Origin of the sequence: Nakamurella sp. A5-74 (genome assembly GCF_040438885.1) — a bacterium.
In the GTDB taxonomy this organism is placed as follows: Bacteria; Actinomycetota; Actinomycetes; order Mycobacteriales; family Nakamurellaceae; genus Nakamurella.
The window spans coordinates 290,936-312,385 of sequence record NZ_CP159218.1 but is presented as its reverse complement, the minus strand read 5'-3'; the positions used below and the strand labels follow the sequence as shown (position 1 = coordinate 312,385).

Genomic DNA, 21,450 nt, shown 5'->3' with positions numbered 1-21,450 from the left:
CGTCGACGGGTGCGGGGTCGCAGGGAACGAGGCGGATCAGCCCTGGATGGCGACCGGGGTGCTGCGTCCGGCGACCCGGTTCTCCGCGTCGATCATCCAGGCGAGCTGCTCGAGCCGCAGCAGGATCGCGTGCAGCAGGTCGGCAGTGCTCGGGTCTTCGGCGTCGACATCGTCGTGGATCTTCCGCGCGGTGCCGGCGACGGCGTACAGCGCAGCAACGGCGAGATCGACCGTGGTGGCGGTGTCCACCTCGGTGGCCGGGAACGCGGCCAAGCTGGTCTGCGCTGCCACCGTGGCGGCGCGACCGTCCGGCACCACGTAGACGGCGCGCATCCGCTCGGCGACGTCGTCGGAGAACCCCCGAGCGGCGTCGATCATCTCGTCGAGCTGCAGGTGCAGGTCACGGAAGTTCTTGCCGACGACGTTCCAGTGCGCTTGCTTGCCCTGCAGGTGCAGGTCGATGAGGTCGACACTCAGCTGCTGCAGGTGCGCTGCGACCTTCTCGGAGGCCTTGTAGGCCGGGTGCGAGTTGTGGGCGGCGGTGGTCTGGGTCAGGGTCTCGCTCATCGAACACTCCTTGGAAGCAATCGTCATCGGTTCGGATCCGGGGCGATGCGGCCCAGCATTCGGCTCGTATCCAACCCCTCGGGTACATCTCTACCAGCCCCTCCGCGGTCGCACCAGCAAACGCAGGCTTACCTCACCTCACCCCATCTACCGGTATACCCGTTGCGCTGCAACGACAATGGCCCAAGCCGGGGCTCGCCGGACGTCTGCGGAACATCGCCAGTCCGATCGTTGTTGGTCAGGAAGGACGACCGGTCCACCCCGCCGGCCGCGACCCATCCTCAGGAGAGCCATGAAGGTTCCAGGCCACGATCACCCGATCACCGTGACTGCCAATCCCCACCGCATCCGGGTGCGGATCGGTGATCGACAGATCGCCGACACGACGGCGGCGCTCACCCTGCAGGAGAGCACCTACCCCGCCGTGCAGTACGTACCGCTGGCGGACGTCGACCCGGCCTCGCTGCGGCCGTCGGACACCAGCACGCACTGCCCGTACAAGGGTGACGCTTCCTACTACGACCTCGTCGATGGTGACGTCACGATCCCTGATGCCGTGTGGTCGTACCGGGAGCCACATCCCGCGGTCGCCCCGATCGCCGACCACGTCGCCTTCTACCCACAGCACGTCGCGCTCGACTCCGAAGAGAACTGACTGGTCCCGGACCAGACAGACACGAGCACCGACAGACGCGGGCTCTGACAGACACGAGCACCGACGTGGCTGATGAGCGCTCTCGGGCTGGGGAGACCCGTGTCCACCCGGGGTGTCGGACCCGAGTGCGACGATGTCCCTCATGACGGGAGTCCCGGGCGGTTCGGCAGACAAGCCGGCTGTGTTCTTCGACGGGCCAGCGTCCTTCCGTGCTTGGTTGCAGGAGAACCACGACGCATCCGCCGAATTGTGGGTCGAGTTGCGCCGCAAGGGATCGCAGGATCGCGGGCTGACCTGGGAGCAGGCGGTCGAGGAGTCCCTGTGCTTCGGCTGGATCGATTCCCGAGCCGAGGGCGTCGACGAGATCCGTCGTCGCCAGCGCTTCACTCCCCGCAAGAAGACGTCGAACTGGAGCGCCATCAACATCGCGCTGATGGAGCGCTTGCAGCGCGAGGGTCGGATGACGCCGGCCGGGCTGGCCATCTTCGAGGCCCGCGACCGCGCCAAGGACGCGGTCTACTCCTACGAGCGAGAGGCGGCGGAGTTCGAACCGGTGCTGGCCCGTCAACTCACCGATCACGCGCAGGCATCGGCGTTCTGGGCGCTGGCAGCACCGTCCTACCGCAGGCTCGCCACCTCCTGGGTGATGACGGCCAAGCAGCCCAAGACCCGCGAGTCCCGGATGACGTCGCTCGTCGCCGATTGCGCCGCCGGGCTGCTGATCAAGTCCCAGCGCTACGGCGCAGAACCTGCATGGGCGCGCAGGGCTCGGGAGCAGCTGGGGCTACCGGCTCGCTGATCGCGACCGTGCGAAACGAGATCCGTCCCGCCCGCCGACGAGAGTGCCCGCGGGAAGAGATCTCGGCGACCGCCGGCTCTCAGCTGACGTCGGCCCTGCCCCGCGGCAGGATCGCCACGCAGGCGATCAGCAGCACGGCGGCGATGGTGGCGCCGATGAAGACAGGGTGCAGGGCATCGGCCAGGCGGCCGGGCTCGACCGAGTCCGGTGACACCGCCTGGCTGCCGACCCGGACACCGAGCGAGGCGTTCACCACCGCACCGAAGATGGCCACCCCGACCGCACTGCCGATCGACCGGGCGAACATGTTCATTCCGGTGACGACTCCGCGTTCGGTCCACCCGACCGATGACTGCGCGGAGATCAGCGTGGGGGCAGCGACGAAACCCAGCCCGAGCCCGACCACGAAGCTTCCGCCGGCCACCGTCCAGATGCTGCTGCCGGCACCCAGGAACAGCAGGCTGAGGGCGCCGACCAGCGCGATACCGCTGCCGATCAGCGAGCAGTTGCGGAACCCGATGGCCAGGTACACCCGTCCCGCGTTGGAGGCCGCGATGGGCCAGCCGATCGTCATCGCCGCCAGCGCCAGGCCGGCGACCAGCGCTGAGGTGCCCAGCACGCCCTCACCGAAGAGCGGGATGTAGGAGGTCAGCCCGATCAGCAACGCACCGACGAGCAGGCTCACCAGATTGGCCCCGTTGAGCAGGCGGCTGCGGAAGATCCAGCCGGGGATCACCGGCTCGGCGGCGCGGCGCTCGACCGGGATCACCGCCAGCAGCAGCAGCACGCCGCCACCCAGCACTGCGATGCTCTGCCACGAGTTCCACTCCCACAGCACGCCACCCTCGAGCAGACCGAGGATCACCAGTGCGCTGCCGACAGCGACCAGGATCGAGCCTGCGTAGTCGATGGAATGCTTGGTGCGCACCACCTTCTCGTCGAATTTCCGGGTCAGCATCCACGCCGCTGCCACCCCCAGTGGCACATTGATGAAGAATATCCAGCGCCAGGTCGCCAGGTCAGCGAAGACACCGCCGAGGGTCGGACCGACCACGGCCGCGATCGCCCAGACGCTGGCGACGTAGCCCTGCACCTTGGCGCGTTCCTGCAGCGAGTAGATGTCGCCGACGATCGTCATGCCCATGGGTTGAACCGCACCGGCCCCGAGGCCCTGGATCGCCCGGAAGGCGATCAATGCGGGCATGCTCCAGGCGAAGCCGCACAGGATGGAGCCGATCACGAACAGCGCGATGCCGAACAGCATCACGGCCTTGCGCCCGACGATGTCGGCGACCTTGCCGTAGATCGGCACTGCGGCCGCCTGGCCGAGCAGGTACACCGAGAACAGCCAGGGGAACTGGGCGAAGCCGCCGAGGTCCCGCACGATCGCCGTGACGGCGGTGGCCAGGATCGTCGAGTCGATCGCCACCAGGCCGACCGACAACATCACCGACAAGAGGATCGGCCCACGATCGGAGCGCAGGCCGACGGAGGCACGGGTGATCTCGGGGGCTGCCACGCGCTGTGCCAACCCGCGTCCAGGTGAATTTGTTCCCCGGGGCATCGATCACACCCGCTGATCGAGCGAGCGACGAGGGAGCCGGCCGAGATCCCGTCGCGGTCCCACCCACTGATCGAGCGAGCGACGAGGGAGCCGGCCGAGATCCCGTCACCCGATCGTCATCCGCGCGGTGCTCCCTCACTCGCGGTCGGGGAACGGACGATGACGTCAAGGGTGTCCGCAACGGTCACCGGATCCGCCAGCGCCACCAGGTGTCCGCCGGGGATGACGTGCAGCGCAGGGTCGGGCAGGCGCTCGGCGATCACCCGGCGCTGGAACTCGAGCGGGAAGAACCGGTCACCCTCGGCCAGGATCACTTCCGTCCGCACCTCCGGCCAGCGCGACAGCGGCCAGGGCTGGGCGAACACCCCGTCCAGCTCCGCGACCCCGCCCGAGGCCATCGCCTCCGCGGTGACGTCCTCGGGAACGTCATGGAAGAACCCGGTCAACAGGTCGAACTCCGTCGGATGGCCGTGCTTCAGTGCGGCGGCCACCCGTGCCTGCTCCTGCCCGGTTGCGTCCCAGAATTCGCCTGCCGTCTCGCCAGGAGCCGGGATCATCGGGTTGATCAGCACGATCCGTTCCACCGCCAGCCGGTCGACGAGCAGCGGAGCGGTGTACGCGCCGAGTGATTGCCCGACGACAGTGAGCCGACCGGGGTCGGGCACGGCGGCGACCGCGGCCAGCGCGGCGTCCCGGTAGTCGTCCAGGGTCGCGGCCGGCTCCAGAGGAAGCTCGACCGGGATCCCCCGATGTCCACGGGCAGCCAGTTCGGGGACCAGCCGGTGCCATGACCACGCTCGTCCGTCGGCGCCGGGTATCAACAGCAGATCAGCCATGGTCAAGGATTGTCCGCTCTCCGGATCCGAGCCGACGCATCTGATCGGCACGATTGCGTGCTCCCAGCACCCGTTCGGCGTTTTTGCGCCGACCAGATGCACCCGACGCATCCGATCAGCGGGGAGGGGATGCGCGGCTCAGGATCCGGTCGACACCTGCTGGCGCCAATCGGGATCCCGGCCGATGAATCCGATCAGCCGGTCCTGGGCGGAGGCGCCTGCCGGGACGTCGACCCGTGGCCCGTACTGCCCGCTCGAGCGGAGGATCTCATCCATCTGTTCCATCCCGATCAGCATCTCGGCGCAACGGGCCTCGTCGAGGGCTGGTTCCTGGTCGGTCGCCCTGGCCAGGTCCCAGGTGTGCAGGAACAGGTCGCCGGTGTAGAACCGGTCGATGGCGACCTCGAGGGGAAGGTCACCGATGTGCGGGTTGCTGAACGGTCGCGCTGAGCTCTCCGGATCGGCGAGCAACGCCTGTACCGCGTCCGCGTGCGTCTGCCAGGCGGCGACCGGGTCGTCGTCCACCGAAGGACCCGACGGCAGTTCGATCCCGGCCCCACCCTGCAGAAATCCCGGGAACCAGCTCAACGGATGACGGACCACGTCGCGGGCGGTCCATCCGGGCACCGGCGAGGGCGCGTCCCACAGCTCGGTCGGAGCCGAACGCACCAGCTCCCCGAACCGGCCGGCGATGTCGCGGTGCTGATCGGCGGCCGTCATCGGGACCCGCCGGCGAGCAGAGCATCGAGCTTGCGGTAGCCCTCGTTGACGCCGACGTCCATCCCGCTGCTGAGCATGCCGTCCCGCGCGGCGAACGAACCGTGCAGGCTGGTTGCCTCGAGTCGGGTGCGGCCGTCGCCGATGGTCTGAAATGTCATGGTCTCCAACGAGACCTGGTCCGCGTTGCCGTCCCAGGTGAAGGTCTGTACCAGGCGATCGGGACGGATCTCGTGGAACGATCCGAAGAAGGAGATGGTGAGGTCATCGCGCCTGCTGGTGTAGGCCCAGCTCCCGCCGGTCCGGCAGTCCCAGCTGTCCAGCGTGGTGGTGATCGAGTCCGGCCCGATCCACCGGACGAACAGCTCGGGATCGGTGTGCGCCAGCAACAGCTGCTCGGGGCTGGCGTCGAAGTCGCGGACCATCCGGATCACCGGGAGGTCCTCGACGGCGGTGATCTCGGTGTCACGCTGCACGGTGTCGGTCATGATGCGCCTCGTTCCAGGTCGGCTGTGCGGGTGCCGCTGGGTGCGGACACCTCGCGATCCATCCGTGCCAGCAGGTCGTCGAGACGGCGGAACCGTTCCTCGGCCTCCCGGCGGTATCGCTCGATCCATTTCGTCATCAGGTCGAACACCTCTGCTTCCAGGTGGACGGGCCGGCGCTGGGCATCGCGTGACCGGCTCACCAGCCCCGATTCCTCCAGCACCTTGAGGTGTTTGGAGATGGCCTGGACGCTGACGTCGTAGGGCTCGGCCAGCTCGCCGACCGTCGCGTCCCGCCTGGCCAGCCGGGCGACCATGTCGCGGCGGGTGGGATCGGCCAGTGCCGCGAACACCTTCGACAGCTCGTCCGCCATCAGATCCCCTTCCGCAACCATGTGGTTGAACACAGTGTGCCGCCCCGGGACGCCGTTGTCAACCGACGAGTTGCAGATGAATCGGTACTGCGCGAGCCACCGACTCTGGGGCAGACGACGAAGTGGGCCCACCACAGGGGTGGACCCACTTCGAACGGAACGGGCGGGGGTGCTGCGACCCCGGTCGGATCAGCGGCCGCCGCGCGAGCCGATCTTCGAACGCGAGGAGATCGAGGCAGCGCCGCCACCGGTCGAGCTGGAGTAGACGGTCGAGGAGCCGCCGGACCGGCCGCCACCGGAACGCTGGCCACCCTGCGATGCGCCGCCCTGCGACTGACCGCCCTGGGACTGACCGCCCTGGGTACGTGAGCGACCACCCTGACCTGCGCCGGAGCGGGCACCTGAGGTCTGACCCTCGCCGTCCCGTGCCGGTCGCTGACCGCCACCGGAACGAGCCGGAGCGCCCGAGCGGGCCGATCCGCCCGACCGCGTTCCGCGACCGCCGCCGCCGCGACCCGGGCCGTCGTCGCCACGCCGCACCTGCGAGGTGATGACCTGAGCGGCCTGCTTCTCCGCCGCCGTGGCGGCGACGAACGTGCGGTCCCCCGGTGCCAGCTTCTGCAGCAGTGCGTTGCCGGGCTCGACGCGGGTGACGGTCGGCTTGATGCCGGCCTTGCGGGTCAGGTCGCGGACGTCGCTCTGCTGCTCGTCGGTCATCAGCGTGATGACGGTGCCCTCGGCGCCGGCCCGCGCGGTACGACCCGAGCGGTGCGTGTACGCCTTGTGCTCGATCGGCGGATCAGCGTGGATCACCAGCGCGACGTCGTCGACGTGGATGCCGCGAGCGGCGATGTCGGTGGCGACCAGGGTGCGGGCGACACCCGAGTGGAAGTCGTCGAGGTTGCGGGTCCGGGCGTTCTGGCCCAGGTTGCCGTGCAGCTCGACCGCCGGCACGCCGTTGGCGATCAGCTGGCGGGTGAACTTCTTGGCACGGTGCTTGGTGCGGGCGAACACGACGGTGCGCCCGGGGGCGGCCGTCAGATCCACCAGCACCGGCAGGTGACCGGCAGCGCTGACGTGCAGCACGTGGTGCGCCATCGTCGAGATCGGCGATTGCCCGGAATCGGCGTGGTGCGTCACGGGATCGTGCAGGAAGCGCTTGACGAGCACGTCGACGCCGGCGTCGAGGGTCGCGGAGAACAGCATCCGCTGGCCGTCCTTCGGCGTCTTGTCCATGATCCGACGGACACCGGGCAGGAATCCGAGGTCGGCCATGTGGTCGGCCTCGTCCAGGACGGTGATCTCGATCGCATCGAGGATCACGTGCCCCTGGTTGATGAGGTCCTCGAGACGACCCGGGCAGGCGACGACCACGTCGACGCCTCGACGGAAGCCGTCGACCTGCGGGTTCTGACCGACGCCACCGAACACGGTGAGCGAGGTGATGCCGAGGGGCTTCGCCAGCGGCGCCATCGCGGCAGCGATCTGGCTGGCCAGCTCGCGGGTCGGCGCCAGGATCAGGGCCCGCGGGCGCTTCGGCGTGCGGCGCTTGTTCGAGGCCGCGAGCCGGGTCAGCAGCGGCAGCAGGAAGCCGTAGGTCTTGCCCGAGCCGGTCCGGCCGCGTCCGAGGACGTCGCGGCCGGCCATCGAGTCGGGCAGCGTGGCTGCCTGGATGGGGGTGGGGATGGTGATGCCGTCGGCCGACAGGACGTCGACGAGAGCGGCGGGGACACCGAATTCGGTGAAGGTCTGGGCGCGCGAGGGCGCAGTGGTGCTCATGTGGTTCGGAGACTCCGATGATGCGCGGCAGAGATGCCGGGGTGGATGTTCCGCCCGGCGCGACCCGAATGGTCGCGGCGCAAGAAACTGCACGAAAGATGTGTTCGAGGCGAAACTGGGCGAACACGTGCATCCACCAGCATACCCACACCACGTCGGCAGTCCGAGAGCTGTCCACACCCGGCGCGGCCCCCGCACGGTGGAGATGTTGGTCTCTCGGACCCGGACCCGGTGCACCGCAATGGTTTCCGGCCGACCCGGCGCGATCCGCGACGCGGCCCGAGTGATCACTGTCACCGGCCGGCCGGTGACCCGTCCCCCGTCGCTTGCCGTCCGCCGCCTGCGGCTCGCCGCTCGCTGCCCGCCGCCCGCTGCCCTGCCGCCCTGCCGCCCCGCCGCCCTGCCCCCGGGTATTCTGGAACGAACAGTCAAGAATCTGCTATCGTGTGCCCGTGGCACGAACTCGAGCCTTCGACACCGACCGGGTGCTGGCGATCTCCGCGGATCTGTTCTGCCGGAGGGGATTCGAAGGCACCTCGGTCGACGACCTGGTCACCGCCACCGGTGTCCAGCGAGGCAGCCTGTACGGCGCGTTCGGCAGCAAGCTGGGTCTGTTCGTCGCCGTCCTGGACTCCGATCCGGCCGAGCAGCCCACCACGGTCACCCTCGACCTGCTGCTCGTCGCACTGCTGGAACTGGCCCATCGCGACGAGAAGGTCCGCCTGATCTGTGCCGCCCGCCTGCAGCGCCACTCGCAGCCCGGCCCGGTCCTCGGCGACCGGTTGCTGCAGCGCGCTCACCTGTAGAACCTTTGTCCACCAACCATTCTCACCCAGCCAAGACCGATCGGGAGCAGGAGAACAACCATGAACACCGTCAGCATCATCGGCGCCGGGCTCGTCGTCCGTCCACACGGACTGGATCGCCTGTGGGCGTTCCGGCGGAAGATCGACATTCCGCTGACGCACGTGCGCGGCGCCACCGTCGATCCGGAGGCCCGGCACGAACGCCGTGGAATCCGCGCACCCGGGCTCGCCTTCTTCGGCAAGTATGTCGGCAGCTTCCACCGGGACGGCGAGCGCACCTTCTGGAACGTCTCCGGCCACGGGACGGCGATCGTCATCGAGCTCACCGACGAGCACTTCGCGCGCTTGATCCTCTCGGTCGACCCGGCCGGCGGGGTTGCCGATCTCGTCGACCGGATCAACAACTCCACCTCGGTCTGACAGCGTTGATGACCGTCAGTTCCGGCGCTGTTCCTGACGGTGTCGCCGTCGCCAACTTCGCGATCGCGGAGGTCGCGCGGTGCAGCCCTGCGCACGATCCCGCCTTCACGGGTGGATTGCACCTGCGGCGAGCTCAGACCGCCCACACGCGCAGCGGCCCGACCTGGGAGAACCCAGCCGCACGTGCGGCCACCAGGTCCTTTCCCTGCTCGTAGCCGACGAGATCGTGGGCTGGGAACAGTGCTGACGCCAAGCCTGCGATCAGCTGCCAGACCTGCTCAACGCTCGCTCGCGTGCAGGCCAAGTTGGAGACGCCAACGGCGCCCGGGGACCGGTTCAGGGCCGCCACGCCGACCGTCTGATCACCCTCGACCATACGGACGAGCCGGACGTCGGAATCGTGCAGCAACGCGGGCATGAACAACCGCCCACCGTCCTCCCCCCAGCCCCGGATCCATTGCTGGAGACCATGCTCGTCCTTCACCACCTCAGCTCGCCACCCCGACACCGCCCCGTCGATCCGACCGGCGGCGCCCAGGGCCGGACGATGGATCCAGTCGGCCTCGAACAGCTCGTGGAAGCCGGCGGCAGTCAGGTCGAGGGTTGCGAAGCTGTCCTTCACCGAGCAGCCTGTCGAGGTGTCGACCTCGGCCAGCACGTCGCCGATGCTCAGCGCCGGGTCGAGGGTGACGACGTCGGGGTAGTACAACGGGGTCCGGCTGGTGCTCCACCACCTCTGCCGGTCCTGGTGGGGTTCCAAGCCGTGCGCCCGACACATCGAGGTGCACCAGGCGGCATTGTTCGTGGTGGCCAGCAGGACCCGGGGATCGGTAGTGCCTCCCACCGGAGGCTCGATCCGGCTCATGGCACGCGATTGGTCCACTCGGCTGTCCCGAACTTGCTGCGCACCAATGCTTCTGCGCTGTCCAGCTCCGACGCGGTGTACACCGAGTCCTGAGTCGCGTACCGACGACGGAAGGTCTCACCGAAGACCCGGAGGATCTCGGCGCGGGCCAGCCCGGTCTGCGAGCGCATCGGGTCCACGCGCTTGTTGGCGCTCTTGGTGCCCTTGTCCGACATCTTCTCCCGGCCGATCCGCAGCACCTCGAGCATCTTGTCGGCGTCGATGTCGTAGGCCATCGTGACGTGGTGCAGCACGGCGCCATCGGCGAACCGCTTCTGCGCCGCGCCGGCGATCTTGCCCTGGTCGGAAGCGATGTCGTTGAGCGGCACATACCGGGCGTTCTGCACCCCGACCTCCGTCAGCGCCTCCATCACCCATTCGTCCAGGAACGCGTAGGACCGCTCGAAGCTCAACCCCTCGACCAGCGAGTTCGGCACCACCAATGAGTAGGTGATGCAGTTGCCGGGCTCCATGAACATGGCGCCGCCGCCGGAGACCCGTCGCACCACGTCGATCCCGTACTTCGCGGCACCCTCGGGGTCGATCTCGTTGCGGACGGACTGGAACGAGCCGATCACCACCAGCGGCGAGTCCCAGTCCCAGAACCGGAGCGTCGGCGGCCGGGTGCCGTCCGCGACCTCGTGGGCAATCACCTCGTCCAACGCCACGTGCATGACCGGCGGCAGCACCACCGGATCGATGACGTCGAAGACGTGGTCGGCCCACCCGGTGGCCTTGCCCAGCGCCCGCCGGACCGCGATCGCCACCGACTCTGGTGCGAAGCCGACCATCTGCACGTCGTTCCGCAGCGCGCCGCGGATCGCCTGGGTCAGATGATCGACACCGGCCTCCACGGACAGGCCGACGATGGCCGCGTCGATGTCCGCCAGCGCCTCGTCCGGTTCGAGGAAGAAGTCGCCGGAGACGGAGGCAGTCGTGATCCGCCCGTCTGCCGCCTCCAGATCGACCGCAACCAGCTTGCCCCCGGGAACCTTGTACTCACCACGCATCATGCTTCGACCGTATCCCCACGGCGATCGAGCGAACGGAGTGCGTCGAGATCTCGTCAGGTCACCACCGGTCCCGGTGATCGTGCAACCGAGGAACGAGCGCGACGAGATCCCGCCACATCACCGATCAGCGGCGGCGCAACGAATGCCCAGCCGGCCCGTCCCCGCGCAGCGGCGGCAGCTTCCAGGACACGGCAGCCGTGCCGGTCGCGGGATCGGCGTCGATCTCGATGCGGTGCGGCGTCTGGATCATCCGCAGCTGCGCACGCCAGTGCCCGTCGTCCCCGACCCCTGCCGCGCTGACGAACGGCACCGGATCATGGCCGTCGTCCGCGGCGGGCCAGGCACTCTCGATCCACCCGCCGCGGCCCAGCTGCAACGACACCTCGACGCCGCCCAGGTCGAGCGTCCAGCCGTCCTGGCTGTCGGTGATCCGCACGGTGGTGAGGCCTGGGATAGCCACCCCGCCGAAGAAGATCGTCGGCGGGAGGCCCTCCTGCAGTGCGGTGAACTCGCCCGAGAAGTCCGCCCCGGAATCGCCCGGCGCCGGCAGTGCCAGCAGCGAGAGTCGTTGCACCAGAGCAGCTTCGATCGCAGCCTCGGCCATGGTTCCGGATGTCATCGCGGGCAGCAGATGCTCGGTCAGGATGTTCAGCAGCTGCTGCATCTCCGTGGTCTCGGCGGTGGTGACGATCACCGCGTCCTCCTCCGGCCAGACGATCACGAACTGGCCGTAGGCACCGTCACCCCGGAAGCCGTGCCGACACATCCAGTACTGGAAGCCGTAGCCCTGCTGCCAGTCGGACTCTGGGTCTCCGACGGCGCCCGGGCCGAGGTGGGTGATGTCGTTCGGGGTCTGGATGCTGGTCGCGGTACCGACCCAGTCCGGAGAGAGGATCTGCTGCCGGCCCCACCGCCCGCCGTCCAGCACCAGCTGGCCGGTCTTGGCCAGGGTCTCGGTGCGGACGTGCAGACCGGAGAATCCCTGCTCGAAGCCGTCGACCTCCATCCACTGCGCCTCGTCGATGCCCAGCGGCTCGAACAGCCTGGGCTGCAGGTAGTCCAGGAGGCCGCCGCCACTCGTCTTCCCCACCAACCGGCCGACACCGTAGATGGTCGGCTGGTTGTAGGCGAAGATCGAACCCGGCTCCTGTTCGGGCGGCACGGCGAAGAATCCGCCCAGCAGATCGCCCGACCCCGGCATCGCGGCCGCGGCCCGGTCGAGGGTCTCGGCCTCGTGCCCGCTGCTCATCGACAGCGCGTGCCGGACGAGATAGCGGGCGTACTTGCCGTCGACGTCGGCCGGAACCAGCTCGGGGAAGTGGTCGGTCATCACGTCGTCCAACCCGAACAGCCCTTCCCCCACCGCGATTCCAGCAGCAGCCGAGGTGAAGGTCTTGGACAGCGAATAGACGAGGTGCTTGCGGTCGGCCGTGTACGGAGCCCACCAGCCCTCCGCGACGACGTGTCCGTGCCGCAGCACCATGAGGCTGTGCACCTCGATACCTGAGGCATCGATCCCGTCGAGCAGAGCGTGGATGCCCGCGGCGTCGACCCCCTGCTCCGACGAGGAGCTGCGGGGCAAGGGGCGGTCGGCCGACGTCGACGAGGTCATGACATCCATCGTAGGGACCACCGATCCGCAGGGATCACCGGCAGAAGGCCCGCCGGACCGTGAGCGCCAGCGCATGGCGGCGGCGATCGTGCTCGGCGGCCGGCTGTCCCTGTTGGGCGGTGTGGACGATCGCCGCCTGGGCCCAGGTACCGGCAAGGGCAATGAGCATCGACCAGAGATCAGCCGTCGGGATGTCGTCGAAGAGCAGTCCCGTCTCCTGCGCATGCTCGAGCGCGGCGAGCACCGGGACGTCGTGGTCGGGGACGTGTCCGAAGAGCTCGCCCAGCGGGGTGCGTTCCAGACGCGCCCAGGTCGACAGGCGGACCAGTGCTGGATCAGCCAGGTAGGCGTCGTACAGACCGACCGCGTAGCGGGGTAGGTCCTCGGCTGTCAGCGGTACGGCATTGACGTTGTCCGCGACCTGGGCGGCGAAGATCGCATCGAACAGTGCGTCCTTGTTGCCGAAGTAGCTGTACAACTGCGCCTTGTTGGTCCGCGCGGCGGCGGCAATGCGATCCACCCGAGCGCCGGCGATGCCGTGTTCGGCGAACTCGGCGGTCGCCGCCTGGAGGATCCGCTTCCTGGTGGCGGCTGCGTCACGCATGCAGCCCAGGTTAGCAACCGACTGGTTGGTTGCATCGATCGTTCGAGCCCATTATCGTCGGGGCAAGCAACCAACCAGTTGGTTGGCACCAGGAACGCGAGGAGAATCCATGACCACGACGACGGGCTACCGGGCCACCACCACGGGCGGGCCGCTCGAGCGGTGGACCTTCGATCGACGGGACCTCCGACCCGACGACCTCGCCGTCCGGGTCACCCACTGCGGCGTCTGCCACACCGATCTGCACGCCCTGAACACACCGGCGGACACGCCGGGGGCGTTCCCGGTGGTTCCCGGTCACGAGTTCGTCGGGGAGGTGACCGCGATCGGCGTCGACGTCACCGACTTCGCGGTCGGAGACCCGGTGGCGGTCGGCAACATCGTGGATTCCTGCGGGATGTGCGACCCCTGCCGGGCGGGGCAGGAGAACTTCTGCCGCGACTTCCCCACGCTGACCTACGGTGGCGTCGACCGGCACGACGGCAGCCCCACTTTGGGTGCGTACTCGGACAGCTACGTAGTCCGCGAGCGCTTCGCCTACCATCGCCCTACCGAGCTCGATCCGGCCAGCGTCGCGCCGCTGATGTGCGCCGGGATCACCGTCTGGGAACCGTTGCGTCGCTGGGAGATCGGACCCGGCAGCTCGGTCGCGGTGGCGGGCCTGGGTGGACTGGGTCACCTGGCCGTCAAGCTCGCTCACGCGCTGGGCGCCGACATCACCGTGTTCACCACCTCGGAGGCGAAGGCGAGCGACGCATACCGGCTGGGTGCTGATCAGGTCGTGGTGTCCACTGACGAGGTCGCGATGGCTGCGGCCGCCCATCGCTTCGACTTCGTCCTCGACTGCGTCCCGGTGGCACACGATCTGTCTCCTTACCTGCGCACCGTCGCCATGGACGGCACGCTGTGCGTCGTCGGGTACCTCGGCGCGATCGAGGTCGACACCCTCGACCTGTTGGTGGGACGCAAGAGCCTCGCCTCGGCCGGGAGCGGCGGCCACCGGTACACCCAGGACCTGCTGGACTTCTGTGGCGAGCACGGGATCGTCGCCGACGTCGAGGTGGTTCCGTCGGCGCAGGTGATGACGGCTCTCGAACGGTTGCGACGCAACGATGTCCGCTACCGGTTCGTGCTCGACCTGGGCGACCTCTGATTCGTCAGCAGTCCTGCGGCGGATCTCCGGGTGACGGCGCCGGTTCCCGGCGGGAGTCGTGGGTCCGCACCTCGGCACGGGCCCGGTGGGCAGCGGGGTGCCACAGTTCCTCGAACGGACCCAGCGCATCGCCGCCGCGGCCAGATCGCCGTACTCGACGCCCGAGTGCCATCAGCAGCACTGCGATCAGCGCATACGACAGCAGGACGACAGTGACGACGAGCACTTTGTCCACCCGCCCAGCACAGATCGGTGTCAAGGACCGGATGCGGCACGTTTTCGACGGGTCGTGTGCGAAATTGCGCCGCCGAGGAGCACCTCTCGGCGTTGAGCCGTCGATTGCGTGCAGCACCACCGGATGCCGAGATCGACCTGGACCACGCGGCGCTGACCGGGGATCAGCGGAAGGCGTCGATACCGGTCAGCGCCTGGCCGAGCACCAGGGTGTGCATCTCGTGCGTGCCCTCGTAGGTGAGCACCGTCTCGAGGTTCACCATGTGCCGGATCACCGGATACTCCAGCGAGATCCCGTTGCCGCCCAGGATGGTCCGCGCGGTCCGGCAGATCTCGAGGGCCGCCCGGACGTTGTTCATCTTGCCGAGGCTCACCTGTGCGGGCAGCAGCGTGCCTGCGTCCTTACGAAGCCCCAGGTGCAGTGCCAGCAGGGATCCGGTCGACAGGGAAGCGGCCATCTCGGCCAATTTCGCCTGTGTCAGTTGGAATCCGGCGATCGGCCGGCCGAACTGGGTACGGTCGGCCGCGTACGACAGCGCAGCCGAGAACGAGGCGCGAGCGGCACCCATCACCCCGAAGATGATCCCGAACCTGGCCTCGTTGAGACATGACAGCGGACCACGGAGGCCCTGCGCGCCAGGCAGTTCCGCGGACACCGGGACCCGGACCCCATCGAGTACCAGCTCGCCGGTGATCGACGCACGCAACGACAGCTTGTGGTGGATCGTCGGCGTCTGCAGGCCCTCGCCGCCGGTCGGCACGATGAACCCGCGGATGCCGCTCGGGTCGTCCGTCGTCTGCGCCCACACCACGGCGATGTCGGCGACCGGGGCATTGGTGATCCACATCTTGCGGCCGGTGATCAGCCAGTCGTCACCGTCGCGGGTTGCGCGGGTGGTCATCGACCCAGGGTCGGACCCGGAATCCGGTTCGGTGAGACCGAAGCAGCCGATCGTCTCCCCGGCGGCCATTCCGGGCAGCCACTGCTGCTTCTGCTCCTCGCTGCCCCAGCGGTGGATGGCGTACATGGCCAGCGATCCCTGGACCGACACCATCGACCGGAACCCTGAGTCGGTGGCCTCCAACTCCGTGCAGGCCAGGCCGTAGGCAGTCGCCGAGACTCCGGCGCAGCCGTAGCCCTCCAGGTGCATCCCGAGCAGGCCGGTGCGGCCGAGTTCAGTGAACAGACCGCGCACGTCGGGCACCGTGCCGTCCTCGAACCATCCGGCGATGTGCGGCTGGACCAGCCGATCGGCCACCTCGCGGGCCGCGTCCCGGACCGCGCGTTCCTCGTCGGACAGCAGGTCGGCGATTCCCAGCGGATCCAGCGGCTGCAGGGCTGCTCGACTCATCACGCCACCGTACGCAGGTGGAGCGCCTGCAAGCCGCGGATGACGAAGTACGGCTGGTATTCCGGCTCCGCTGCCGCGCTCAATTCGGGGGCCGCGCTGCGGATGCGCTCCAGCGACACGTCCAGCTCCAGCCGTGCCAACGGAGCACCGATGCAGAAATGGGTGCCGGCACCGAATCCGATGTGCGCGGCGTCACCGCGGCCGACGTCGAACGCGTCCGCATCTGGAAAGCGCTGCGGATCGCGGTTGGCCGACCCGAACAGCATCGCGATCCGGTCCCCGCGGGTGAACGTGCGCCCAGCCAGCTCGACACCGTCGTCGAGCACCCAACGTTCGAAGAGCTGCAGCGGGGCGTCCCAGCGCAGCATCTCCTCTGCGGCGTCGGCTGTCGACACCTCACCCGTCACGATCCGCTGCCACTGCTCCGGATGCCGCAGCAGCGCACGCATCCCGTTGCCCAAGGTGTTGACGGTTGCCTCATGACCGGCGTTGAGCAGCACGATGACGGTGCTCACGATCTCGGCGTCGGTCAACCCGCCGCCGTCCTCGCGCACCTGCACCAGCCGGGTCACCAGATCGTCCAGCGGTTCGGCTCGCTTGCGGGCGATCAAACCTTGCGTGTATTCGATGAACTCTGCCGAAGCCTGCTCGGCAGCCGACCGCTCGGCGGGGGTCGAGTGCAGCTCGTACATCTTCACGATGGCGTGCGACCAGCGCAGCAGGTCGGGACCGTCCTGGACGGGGACCCCGAGCAATGCGCAGATGACCGTGATCGAGAACGGCTGCGCATAGTCGGCGATCAGCTCGACTTCGCCGCCGGAGCCGGCAGCGTCCCACTGGTCGCTGGCGGCGCGTTCGATCACGGGCCGCAGCCCGGCGACGGCTTTCGCGGTGAACACGCTGCTCACCATCCGTCGGATCCTGGTGTGGTCCGGCGGTTCCAGGTTCAGCAACGACCACCGCTCCGATTCCGCCCAGCGGGGGTGCTGCTGCTCCGTCGCCGGGCGACCGAACTCCTCGTCGGTGAAGCGGTGCTGGTAGATCCTGCCGAGTCCGCGGTGCCGCAGCGCCGCATGGACATCGGCGAAGTGCGGGAGGTACCAGCGCCCGCTGTCGTCCGGCAGGGCACGCCCGGCGGCCCGCAATCGGGTGTAGACCGGGTACGGGTCGGCGAGGAAAGCCCGATCGGTCGGGTCGAACCCCAGCTCGGCAATGTCCATGATTTTCCTCCCACCCACCCTGCCCACCATGTACCCGCTCTCGTCCTGCGGCTCCGACGGTTCCGGCAGAACCGTCCCACCCCTACAGTCTCCCCATGCGAGCTCTGGTGCTGCACGGACCCCTGGATGCCCAGATCGACGACGTCCCGGTGCCCGACCCGCGAGCAGGTCAGGCCGTGGTGCGCATCCACCGGGTCGGTCTGTGCGGAACCGACCTCGCGTTCTTCCGCGGCACCATGCCGTACCTGCAGACCGGCGGGGCGCGCTATCCGCTGCGGATCGGTCACGAGTGGGTGGGCACCGTGACCGCTGCGCCCGGCGACCCCGACTGGGTGGGCGCCCGGGTCACCGGTGACACCATGTTGGGTTGCGGCACGTGCCCGCGCTGTCGCGGGGGCCAGCAGCACGTCTGTGCCGAGCGGTTCGAGATCGGAGTGCTCGGTGGCTGGCACGGCGCGGCTGCGGACGAACTTCTGGTGCCGACGACCTGCTTGCATCGGATCCCGGACGGGGTGGACGATTCCGCGGCCGCACTGGTCGAGCCGGCGGCCAACGGTGCGCGGGCGGTGCGCGAGGGTGGAGTTGTTGCAGGTCAACGGGTCGCGGTGATCGGCCCCGGGGCGCTCGGCTCGATGGCGACGGCGTTCGCGGCGAGGCTTGGCGCAGAGGTCGAGGTGATCGGTCGGTCCGACAGGGGCCTGGACCGCGCGATCGGGTTCGGGGCTCGAAAGGCCTGGCGACGCGATGACCTGACGCGGCCCGGCGGAATCCCCAGTGATTTCGACGTGGTGATCGAGGCATCCGGCGGTGCCGGCATGCCGCAGCTGGCGTTGGAACTCGTCCGACCCGGCGGCACCGTCGTCTGCGTCGGCATCAACGGTGATCCGACCCCGATCGACACCCGCGACCTGGTGACCAGGGACATCCGGTTGATCGGCAACCTGTCCGGATCACCCGCGATGGCCGAGACCATCGCCGCGTTCGCCGATGGCTCGATCGATCCGACGCCGCTGGTGGACACCACTGCACCGCTCGAGGACGGCCCTGTACTGCTCGCCGCCGCCGACGCCGGGAAGATCCACTTGACGGCCTGATGCGCGACTGACCTCACGGTGATCGAGCAAACGACGAAGGGGCACGACGAGATCCCGTTGCGATACCACCGGTCCCACCACCAATCGGGTCTGGACTCCAGCGTCACCAGGCCACCGGAACTCCGGTGATCGAGCGAACAGAGTGAGTCGAGATCCCGTTGCGATACAACCGGTCCCACCACCAATCGGGTCTGGATTCCAGCGTTGCCGGGCCACCGCCGGGCACTCAGCGGCGGATCGCGCACCCGATTCCGTCCGAGAACCGCTGCGGTACATCGGGAATGCTCTCCGCGGTACCGGCAGCGATGCGGCGCGCCGTCCAGGCAACCACCGCTGCGTCGAGCACATCATCGGACGGCACGGTGGCCGCGGGTCCGGGCGCATCGGGAACCACGATGCTTTGCTCCGCGAGCAGCGCCAGCCGGCGCCGCAGCCCCGCCCAGGTCTTCTTCGACTCGGGGAGCACGGACCCGGCGATCGCCGCGAACGACAGCTCGGGGTGCACCTCGTGGACCGCCAGACCGGCGCGCGTCGCGGCCGGGTACCACCGATCGATCTGCAGGATCTTGCCGCGCAGGCTCCAGGCCTGGCGCGAGAACCCTCCGCTGCCCTGCTCCCGGCTGATGATCAGCGCTTGCTGGTAGTCCTCGCACACCAGCGCATCCCGGGTCGGCACCGGGAACAGGGTGGCTCGCCGGGACCCGAGCAGGAGACGGCCCGCCAGGTCGCACGCCCGCACCCCCTGGTCGGCGAGACCGATCGGCATGTCGATCCCCACGACGGTGACATCCGGGCAGCCGGCGACCAGCTGGTCGATCTCAGCGGCGACGTGGGTGGCGACAACGCCCCGGTCATCGAGTTCGACCCCGACCCAGCCCCCGGTCCAGCCGTCGACTCCGAGCACCGTCATGCCGCCAGGGTAGGTCCGGCTCGTGAACACCCCGGAGAAACGGGGCGCGCTGGGAGCACGGATGGGCTGGCCGGTTCAGATTCGCAGCGGAGGCGATACCGCGCGTTGACGGGGTAACCCCAGGTCCGCCGAGACCGTTCGGTCGGGTGGTGCTGGGCGTCGTGTCGGTCGGTAGGAACCGGGTCTGCGATCCCAGACCACCTGTCCCGCAGTGACTTCGCCGTTCAGTTCGTCGCGGTGGACGATGGTGTGGTGGGCCGGGCAGAGCAGTGCGGCGTTGTCGAGGTCGGTGGGGCCGCCGTCGATCCAGTGGACGAGGTGGTGCGCGTCGCACCACTGGGCGGGGATGTCGCAGCCGGGGAATGTGCAGTGCCGGTCGCGGGCCCACAACATCCGTTTCTGAGCGAGGGTGAACAGTCGCTGTTCCTTACCGCAGTCCAGGACGGCGCCGTCGGCGCCGAGGACCATCGGGATGATCCCGGCGTCGCAGGCGAGTTTGCGGGCGGTGTCGGGTGCGAGCAGGGTGCCGTCGGCGATGGTTCCGGTGCAGGTTGCGGCGCCGGTTCGTTGCTGCAGATCATCCAAGTGCATCGTGACGTTCACGGTTGCAGTCACGGCTGCGGTGGCGCCCTGTCCTTGAGCGAGGACGGATCGGCGGAGGGCTTCGATGAGGGCTTCGCCGCGGCGCCGGTCGGTGGGCCGGTTGTCCCGCTCGCCGGTAGCCGCATCGGGTCGGGGTGCTGCGAGGGTTTGGATGGCTGCTTCCAGGATGCTGAGGCCTTCGTTGTCGACGACAAGGCGGTATTCGTGCAGCCCGGTGGACGTTTCGGTCGGCGATGACAGTGAGATGTGGCGGCGGCAGCGGTCCTGGAAGTCAGCGAACTCGTCGGGCTTGCTGTGGTGCGCGATGATCCACTGGCGCAATTCCCGAACGCCGCGGGGTCCGTGTTCGGCGCCGTGGTTCACCAGTTGCTTCAGCACGATGGGGTGCGCGCCGGGCAGCAGCTCGGGCGCCAGTTTGTCGTACTCGCCCTGCACCACCACAGCGGTCGCCAGGTCGATGTCGGCGGTGCGGATGGAGTCGGCGATCTCTGCGAGTTCCGGGCGGCGCAGGATGTGCGCGGCTTTCGCGATGGTGGTTGCTTCGCGGCGGGAGTGCCAGCCGTGTTCGGCGACCCAGCCGCGGGTCGACGCCGACTGGGACGCTTCCACCACACCGCGGGTCTCGGCGTCCGCGGTGACGATCACACTGGCAGCGCCCGCCAAGGCGCGGAGTTCGGCGAGCTCACTCAGGAAGTCACCCAGCTCGCCGGTGGGGCACTGGAACAGGTTGGTGTGCAGCGTCTTCAGCCCGACATTCAGCGCGGCGATGTGTGCGCGGGTGTCCGCGACGCTCGTCCCGCTGGTGCTGTTCATGAGGGTAACGCTACTCAACGGGTCCGACAGTCGAGGCTTGGAAAGTCACTGTGGGACAACAGATGCGATCACGATCCGGTCACGATGTCATCGGTCCCGTTGGCGGTTGCTGGGGTTGCGATGCGCACCCGGTGCTGGCGTGACGGGATCTCGACGCGCTCCTTCGTCGCTTGCTCGATCACAGAAAGGTGCGGTAGCCGAGCGACCAACGAGTCGGGACCTTCGGTGCGCCAGCCGGATCTCGACGCGCTCCTTCGTCGCTTGCCCGATCACTGAAGAGTGCGGTGGTCGAGCGACGCAGCGAGTCGAGACCTTCGGTGCGCCAACGGGATCTCGACGCGCTCGTTCGTCGCTTGTTCGATCGGTGAAATGTGCGGTGGTAGCGATGCAGGAGTCGAGACCTTCGGTGCGGCAACGGGATCTCGCCGCGCTCCTTCGTCGCTTGCCCGATCACCGAAGAGTGCGGTAGCCGAGCGACCAACGAGTCGAGACCTTCGGTGCGGCAACGGGATCTCGCCGCGCTCCTTCGTCGCTTGCCCGATCACCGAAGAGTGCGGTAGCCGAGCGACCAACGAGTCGAGACCTTCGGTGCGCCAACGGGATCCGGACGCGCTTCTTCCTCGCTGCTCGATCACCGAAGGGTGCGGTGGTCGAGCGACGGGGGTCATGTGCAGATATCGACTGCTGCGTCACTCGATCCCGGTGACGTCCTGGTCACCGACCGGCCAGACAGCCAGCGCGAGCACCTGCGGGTCGATGTCGTTGGCCTCACCGGGCGCCAGGATCTGCACGTCCAGCACCTCCCGGTCGATCCCGGTGCCGCCTGCCATCAGGTAGAGCACCGAGCTGCCGAGCGCATCGACCACCCGGTCGACGGCGGGTCCCCCGAAAAGGGCATGACGCTCCGGCGTCACGTCCTGCGAGGGCCATCGGGGG

The 21,450-nt window shown here is 68.7% G+C and carries 23 protein-coding genes; 6 read left to right on the top strand and 17 right to left on the bottom strand.

What is annotated here, in order from left to right:
- Positions 1-36: 36 nt before the first annotated feature.
- On the bottom strand, positions 37-567 hold the full coding sequence (locus tag ABLG96_RS01425; RefSeq protein ID WP_353649650.1) for a DNA starvation/stationary phase protection protein: 531 nt from the start codon (positions 565-567) through the stop codon (positions 37-39).
- Between the two features lie 292 nt (positions 568-859).
- Here ABLG96_RS01425 and ABLG96_RS01420 point away from each other — a divergent pair, with 292 nt between their 5' ends.
- Positions 860-1,222 (top strand): DUF427 domain-containing protein, encoded by a 363-nt coding sequence (locus tag ABLG96_RS01420; protein ID WP_353649649.1) that lies wholly within the window; start codon positions 860-862, stop codon positions 1,220-1,222.
- Positions 1,223-1,364: 142 nt separating this feature from the next.
- Complete coding sequence (locus ABLG96_RS01415) at positions 1,365-2,021, top strand: YdeI/OmpD-associated family protein (RefSeq protein ID WP_353649648.1); 657 nt, start codon at positions 1,365-1,367, stop codon at positions 2,019-2,021.
- Positions 2,022-2,100: 79 nt separating this feature from the next.
- Here the strand turns inward: ABLG96_RS01415 and ABLG96_RS01410 are convergent, their stop codons facing one another.
- The 6 genes from ABLG96_RS01410 to ABLG96_RS01385 form a co-directional block, all read right to left on the bottom strand.
- Positions 2,101-3,585 (bottom strand): MDR family MFS transporter, encoded by a 1,485-nt coding sequence (locus ABLG96_RS01410; protein ID WP_353649647.1) that lies wholly within the window; start codon positions 3,583-3,585, stop codon positions 2,101-2,103.
- Between the two features lie 116 nt (positions 3,586-3,701).
- Complete coding sequence (locus ABLG96_RS01405) at positions 3,702-4,421, bottom strand: alpha/beta hydrolase (RefSeq protein ID WP_353649646.1); 720 nt, start codon at positions 4,419-4,421, stop codon at positions 3,702-3,704.
- Positions 4,422-4,559: 138 nt separating this feature from the next.
- A complete protein-coding gene (locus ABLG96_RS01400) occupies positions 4,560-5,141 on the bottom strand; it encodes a TIGR03086 family metal-binding protein (RefSeq protein WP_353649645.1) in 582 nt (193 codons plus the stop codon).
- A complete protein-coding gene (locus ABLG96_RS01395) occupies positions 5,138-5,626 on the bottom strand; it encodes an SRPBCC family protein (RefSeq protein ID WP_353649644.1) in 489 nt (162 codons plus the stop codon). The genes ABLG96_RS01400 and ABLG96_RS01395 overlap by 4 nt, the downstream gene beginning before the upstream one ends.
- Positions 5,623-5,997, bottom strand: a complete 375-nt coding sequence (locus ABLG96_RS01390) for a metalloregulator ArsR/SmtB family transcription factor (RefSeq protein ID WP_353649643.1) — start codon at positions 5,995-5,997, stop codon at positions 5,623-5,625. The genes ABLG96_RS01395 and ABLG96_RS01390 overlap by 4 nt, the downstream gene beginning before the upstream one ends.
- A 189-nt stretch (positions 5,998-6,186) precedes the next feature.
- A complete protein-coding gene (locus tag ABLG96_RS01385) occupies positions 6,187-7,776 on the bottom strand; it encodes a DEAD/DEAH box helicase (RefSeq protein ID WP_353649642.1) in 1,590 nt (529 codons plus the stop codon).
- 452 nt (positions 7,777-8,228) lie between these two features.
- Here ABLG96_RS01385 and ABLG96_RS01380 point away from each other — a divergent pair, with 452 nt between their 5' ends.
- Together ABLG96_RS01380 and ABLG96_RS01375 are read left to right on the top strand one after the other, a co-directional pair.
- On the top strand, positions 8,229-8,582 hold the full coding sequence (locus ABLG96_RS01380) for a helix-turn-helix domain-containing protein (RefSeq protein WP_353649641.1): 354 nt from the start codon (positions 8,229-8,231) through the stop codon (positions 8,580-8,582).
- Between the two features lie 60 nt (positions 8,583-8,642).
- Positions 8,643-9,002 (top strand): hypothetical protein, encoded by a 360-nt coding sequence (locus tag ABLG96_RS01375; protein ID WP_353649640.1) that lies wholly within the window; start codon positions 8,643-8,645, stop codon positions 9,000-9,002.
- A gap of 133 nt (positions 9,003-9,135) precedes the next feature.
- Here ABLG96_RS01375 and ABLG96_RS01370 read toward each other — a convergent pair whose 3' ends face one another.
- From ABLG96_RS01370 to ABLG96_RS01355, 4 genes are all read right to left on the bottom strand, one after another.
- The gene (locus ABLG96_RS01370; protein ID WP_353649639.1) at positions 9,136-9,846 is read right to left on the bottom strand and encodes a hypothetical protein; all 711 of its coding nucleotides are present in this window, start codon (positions 9,844-9,846) and stop codon (positions 9,136-9,138) included.
- 17 nt (positions 9,847-9,863) lie between these two features.
- Positions 9,864-10,916 carry a biotin/lipoate A/B protein ligase family protein gene (locus ABLG96_RS01365; protein WP_353651346.1) on the bottom strand — a complete coding sequence of 351 codons (1,053 nt, stop codon included), beginning with the start codon at positions 10,914-10,916 and terminating at the stop codon, positions 9,864-9,866.
- 127 nt (positions 10,917-11,043) lie between these two features.
- Positions 11,044-12,531, bottom strand: coding sequence for a serine hydrolase domain-containing protein (locus ABLG96_RS01360; RefSeq protein ID WP_353649638.1), 1,488 nt, complete (start codon positions 12,529-12,531; stop codon positions 11,044-11,046).
- A 34-nt stretch (positions 12,532-12,565) separates the two neighbouring features.
- Entirely contained in the window at positions 12,566-13,135 is a 570-nt protein-coding gene (locus ABLG96_RS01355; RefSeq protein WP_353649637.1) for a TetR family transcriptional regulator, read from the bottom strand.
- A 109-nt stretch (positions 13,136-13,244) separates the two neighbouring features.
- Here ABLG96_RS01355 and ABLG96_RS01350 point away from each other — a divergent pair, with 109 nt between their 5' ends.
- On the top strand, positions 13,245-14,288 hold the full coding sequence (locus ABLG96_RS01350) for an NAD(P)-dependent alcohol dehydrogenase (RefSeq protein ID WP_353649636.1): 1,044 nt from the start codon (positions 13,245-13,247) through the stop codon (positions 14,286-14,288).
- A gap of 4 nt (positions 14,289-14,292) precedes the next feature.
- Here the strand turns inward: ABLG96_RS01350 and ABLG96_RS01345 are convergent, their stop codons facing one another.
- The 3 genes from ABLG96_RS01345 to ABLG96_RS01335 form a co-directional block, all read right to left on the bottom strand.
- A complete protein-coding gene (locus tag ABLG96_RS01345; RefSeq protein WP_353649635.1) occupies positions 14,293-14,523 on the bottom strand; it encodes a hypothetical protein in 231 nt (76 codons plus the stop codon).
- A 163-nt stretch (positions 14,524-14,686) separates the two neighbouring features.
- Positions 14,687-15,874 (bottom strand): acyl-CoA dehydrogenase family protein, encoded by a 1,188-nt coding sequence (locus tag ABLG96_RS01340; protein WP_353649634.1) that lies wholly within the window; start codon positions 15,872-15,874, stop codon positions 14,687-14,689.
- Positions 15,874-17,094: a cytochrome P450 gene (locus tag ABLG96_RS01335; protein WP_353649633.1), complete on the bottom strand. Its 1,221-nt coding sequence runs from the start codon at positions 17,092-17,094 to the stop codon at positions 15,874-15,876. Before ABLG96_RS01335 ends, ABLG96_RS01340 begins: the two co-directional genes overlap by 1 nt.
- 95 nt (positions 17,095-17,189) lie before the next feature.
- Between ABLG96_RS01335 and ABLG96_RS01330 the strand changes: the two genes are divergently transcribed.
- Positions 17,190-18,188, top strand: coding sequence for an alcohol dehydrogenase catalytic domain-containing protein (locus ABLG96_RS01330; protein ID WP_353649632.1), 999 nt, complete (start codon positions 17,190-17,192; stop codon positions 18,186-18,188).
- Positions 18,189-18,414: 226 nt separating this feature from the next.
- Here the strand turns inward: ABLG96_RS01330 and ABLG96_RS01325 are convergent, their stop codons facing one another.
- The 3 genes from ABLG96_RS01325 to ABLG96_RS01315 form a co-directional block, all read right to left on the bottom strand.
- Positions 18,415-19,098, bottom strand: a complete 684-nt coding sequence (locus tag ABLG96_RS01325) for a DUF429 domain-containing protein (RefSeq protein ID WP_353649631.1) — start codon at positions 19,096-19,098, stop codon at positions 18,415-18,417.
- A 75-nt stretch (positions 19,099-19,173) separates the two neighbouring features.
- Positions 19,174-20,514 (bottom strand): DUF222 domain-containing protein, encoded by a 1,341-nt coding sequence (locus ABLG96_RS01320; protein WP_353649630.1) that lies wholly within the window; start codon positions 20,512-20,514, stop codon positions 19,174-19,176.
- Positions 20,515-21,203: 689 nt separating this feature from the next.
- Positions 21,204-21,428 (bottom strand): hypothetical protein, encoded by a 225-nt coding sequence (locus ABLG96_RS01315; RefSeq protein WP_353649629.1) that lies wholly within the window; start codon positions 21,426-21,428, stop codon positions 21,204-21,206.
- Between the last annotated feature and the right edge of the window lie 22 nt (positions 21,429-21,450).

Bases quoted from the DNA above. Each gene is read 5' to 3' on its own strand.
- ABLG96_RS01425 (WP_353649650.1), bottom strand. From the start codon at position 567: ATGAGCGAGACCCTGACCCAGACCACCGCCGCCCACAACTCGCACCCG.
- ABLG96_RS01420 (WP_353649649.1), top strand. From the start codon at position 860: ATGAAGGTTCCAGGCCACGATCACCCGATCACCGTGACTGCCAATCCC.
- ABLG96_RS01415 (WP_353649648.1), top strand. From the start codon at position 1,365: ATGACGGGAGTCCCGGGCGGTTCGGCAGACAAGCCGGCTGTGTTCTTC.
- ABLG96_RS01410 (WP_353649647.1), bottom strand. From the start codon at position 3,585: ATGCCCCGGGGAACAAATTCACCTGGACGCGGGTTGGCACAGCGCGTG.
- ABLG96_RS01405 (WP_353649646.1), bottom strand. From the start codon at position 4,421: ATGGCTGATCTGCTGTTGATACCCGGCGCCGACGGACGAGCGTGGTCA.
- ABLG96_RS01400 (WP_353649645.1), bottom strand. From the start codon at position 5,141: ATGACGGCCGCCGATCAGCACCGCGACATCGCCGGCCGGTTCGGGGAG.
- ABLG96_RS01395 (WP_353649644.1), bottom strand. From the start codon at position 5,626: ATGACCGACACCGTGCAGCGTGACACCGAGATCACCGCCGTCGAGGAC.
- ABLG96_RS01390 (WP_353649643.1), bottom strand. From the start codon at position 5,997: ATGGCGGACGAGCTGTCGAAGGTGTTCGCGGCACTGGCCGATCCCACC.
- ABLG96_RS01385 (WP_353649642.1), bottom strand. From the start codon at position 7,776: ATGAGCACCACTGCGCCCTCGCGCGCCCAGACCTTCACCGAATTCGGT.
- ABLG96_RS01375 (WP_353649640.1), top strand. From the start codon at position 8,643: ATGAACACCGTCAGCATCATCGGCGCCGGGCTCGTCGTCCGTCCACAC.
- ABLG96_RS01365 (WP_353651346.1), bottom strand. From the start codon at position 10,916: ATGCGTGGTGAGTACAAGGTTCCCGGGGGCAAGCTGGTTGCGGTCGAT.
- ABLG96_RS01360 (WP_353649638.1), bottom strand. From the start codon at position 12,531: ATGACCTCGTCGACGTCGGCCGACCGCCCCTTGCCCCGCAGCTCCTCG.
- ABLG96_RS01355 (WP_353649637.1), bottom strand. From the start codon at position 13,135: ATGCGTGACGCAGCCGCCACCAGGAAGCGGATCCTCCAGGCGGCGACC.
- ABLG96_RS01350 (WP_353649636.1), top strand. From the start codon at position 13,245: ATGACCACGACGACGGGCTACCGGGCCACCACCACGGGCGGGCCGCTC.
- ABLG96_RS01340 (WP_353649634.1), bottom strand. From the start codon at position 15,874: ATGAGTCGAGCAGCCCTGCAGCCGCTGGATCCGCTGGGAATCGCCGAC.
- ABLG96_RS01335 (WP_353649633.1), bottom strand. From the start codon at position 17,094: ATGGACATTGCCGAGCTGGGGTTCGACCCGACCGATCGGGCTTTCCTC.
- ABLG96_RS01330 (WP_353649632.1), top strand. From the start codon at position 17,190: ATGCGAGCTCTGGTGCTGCACGGACCCCTGGATGCCCAGATCGACGAC.
- ABLG96_RS01325 (WP_353649631.1), bottom strand. From the start codon at position 19,098: ATGACGGTGCTCGGAGTCGACGGCTGGACCGGGGGCTGGGTCGGGGTC.
- ABLG96_RS01320 (WP_353649630.1), bottom strand. From the start codon at position 20,514: ATGAACAGCACCAGCGGGACGAGCGTCGCGGACACCCGCGCACACATC.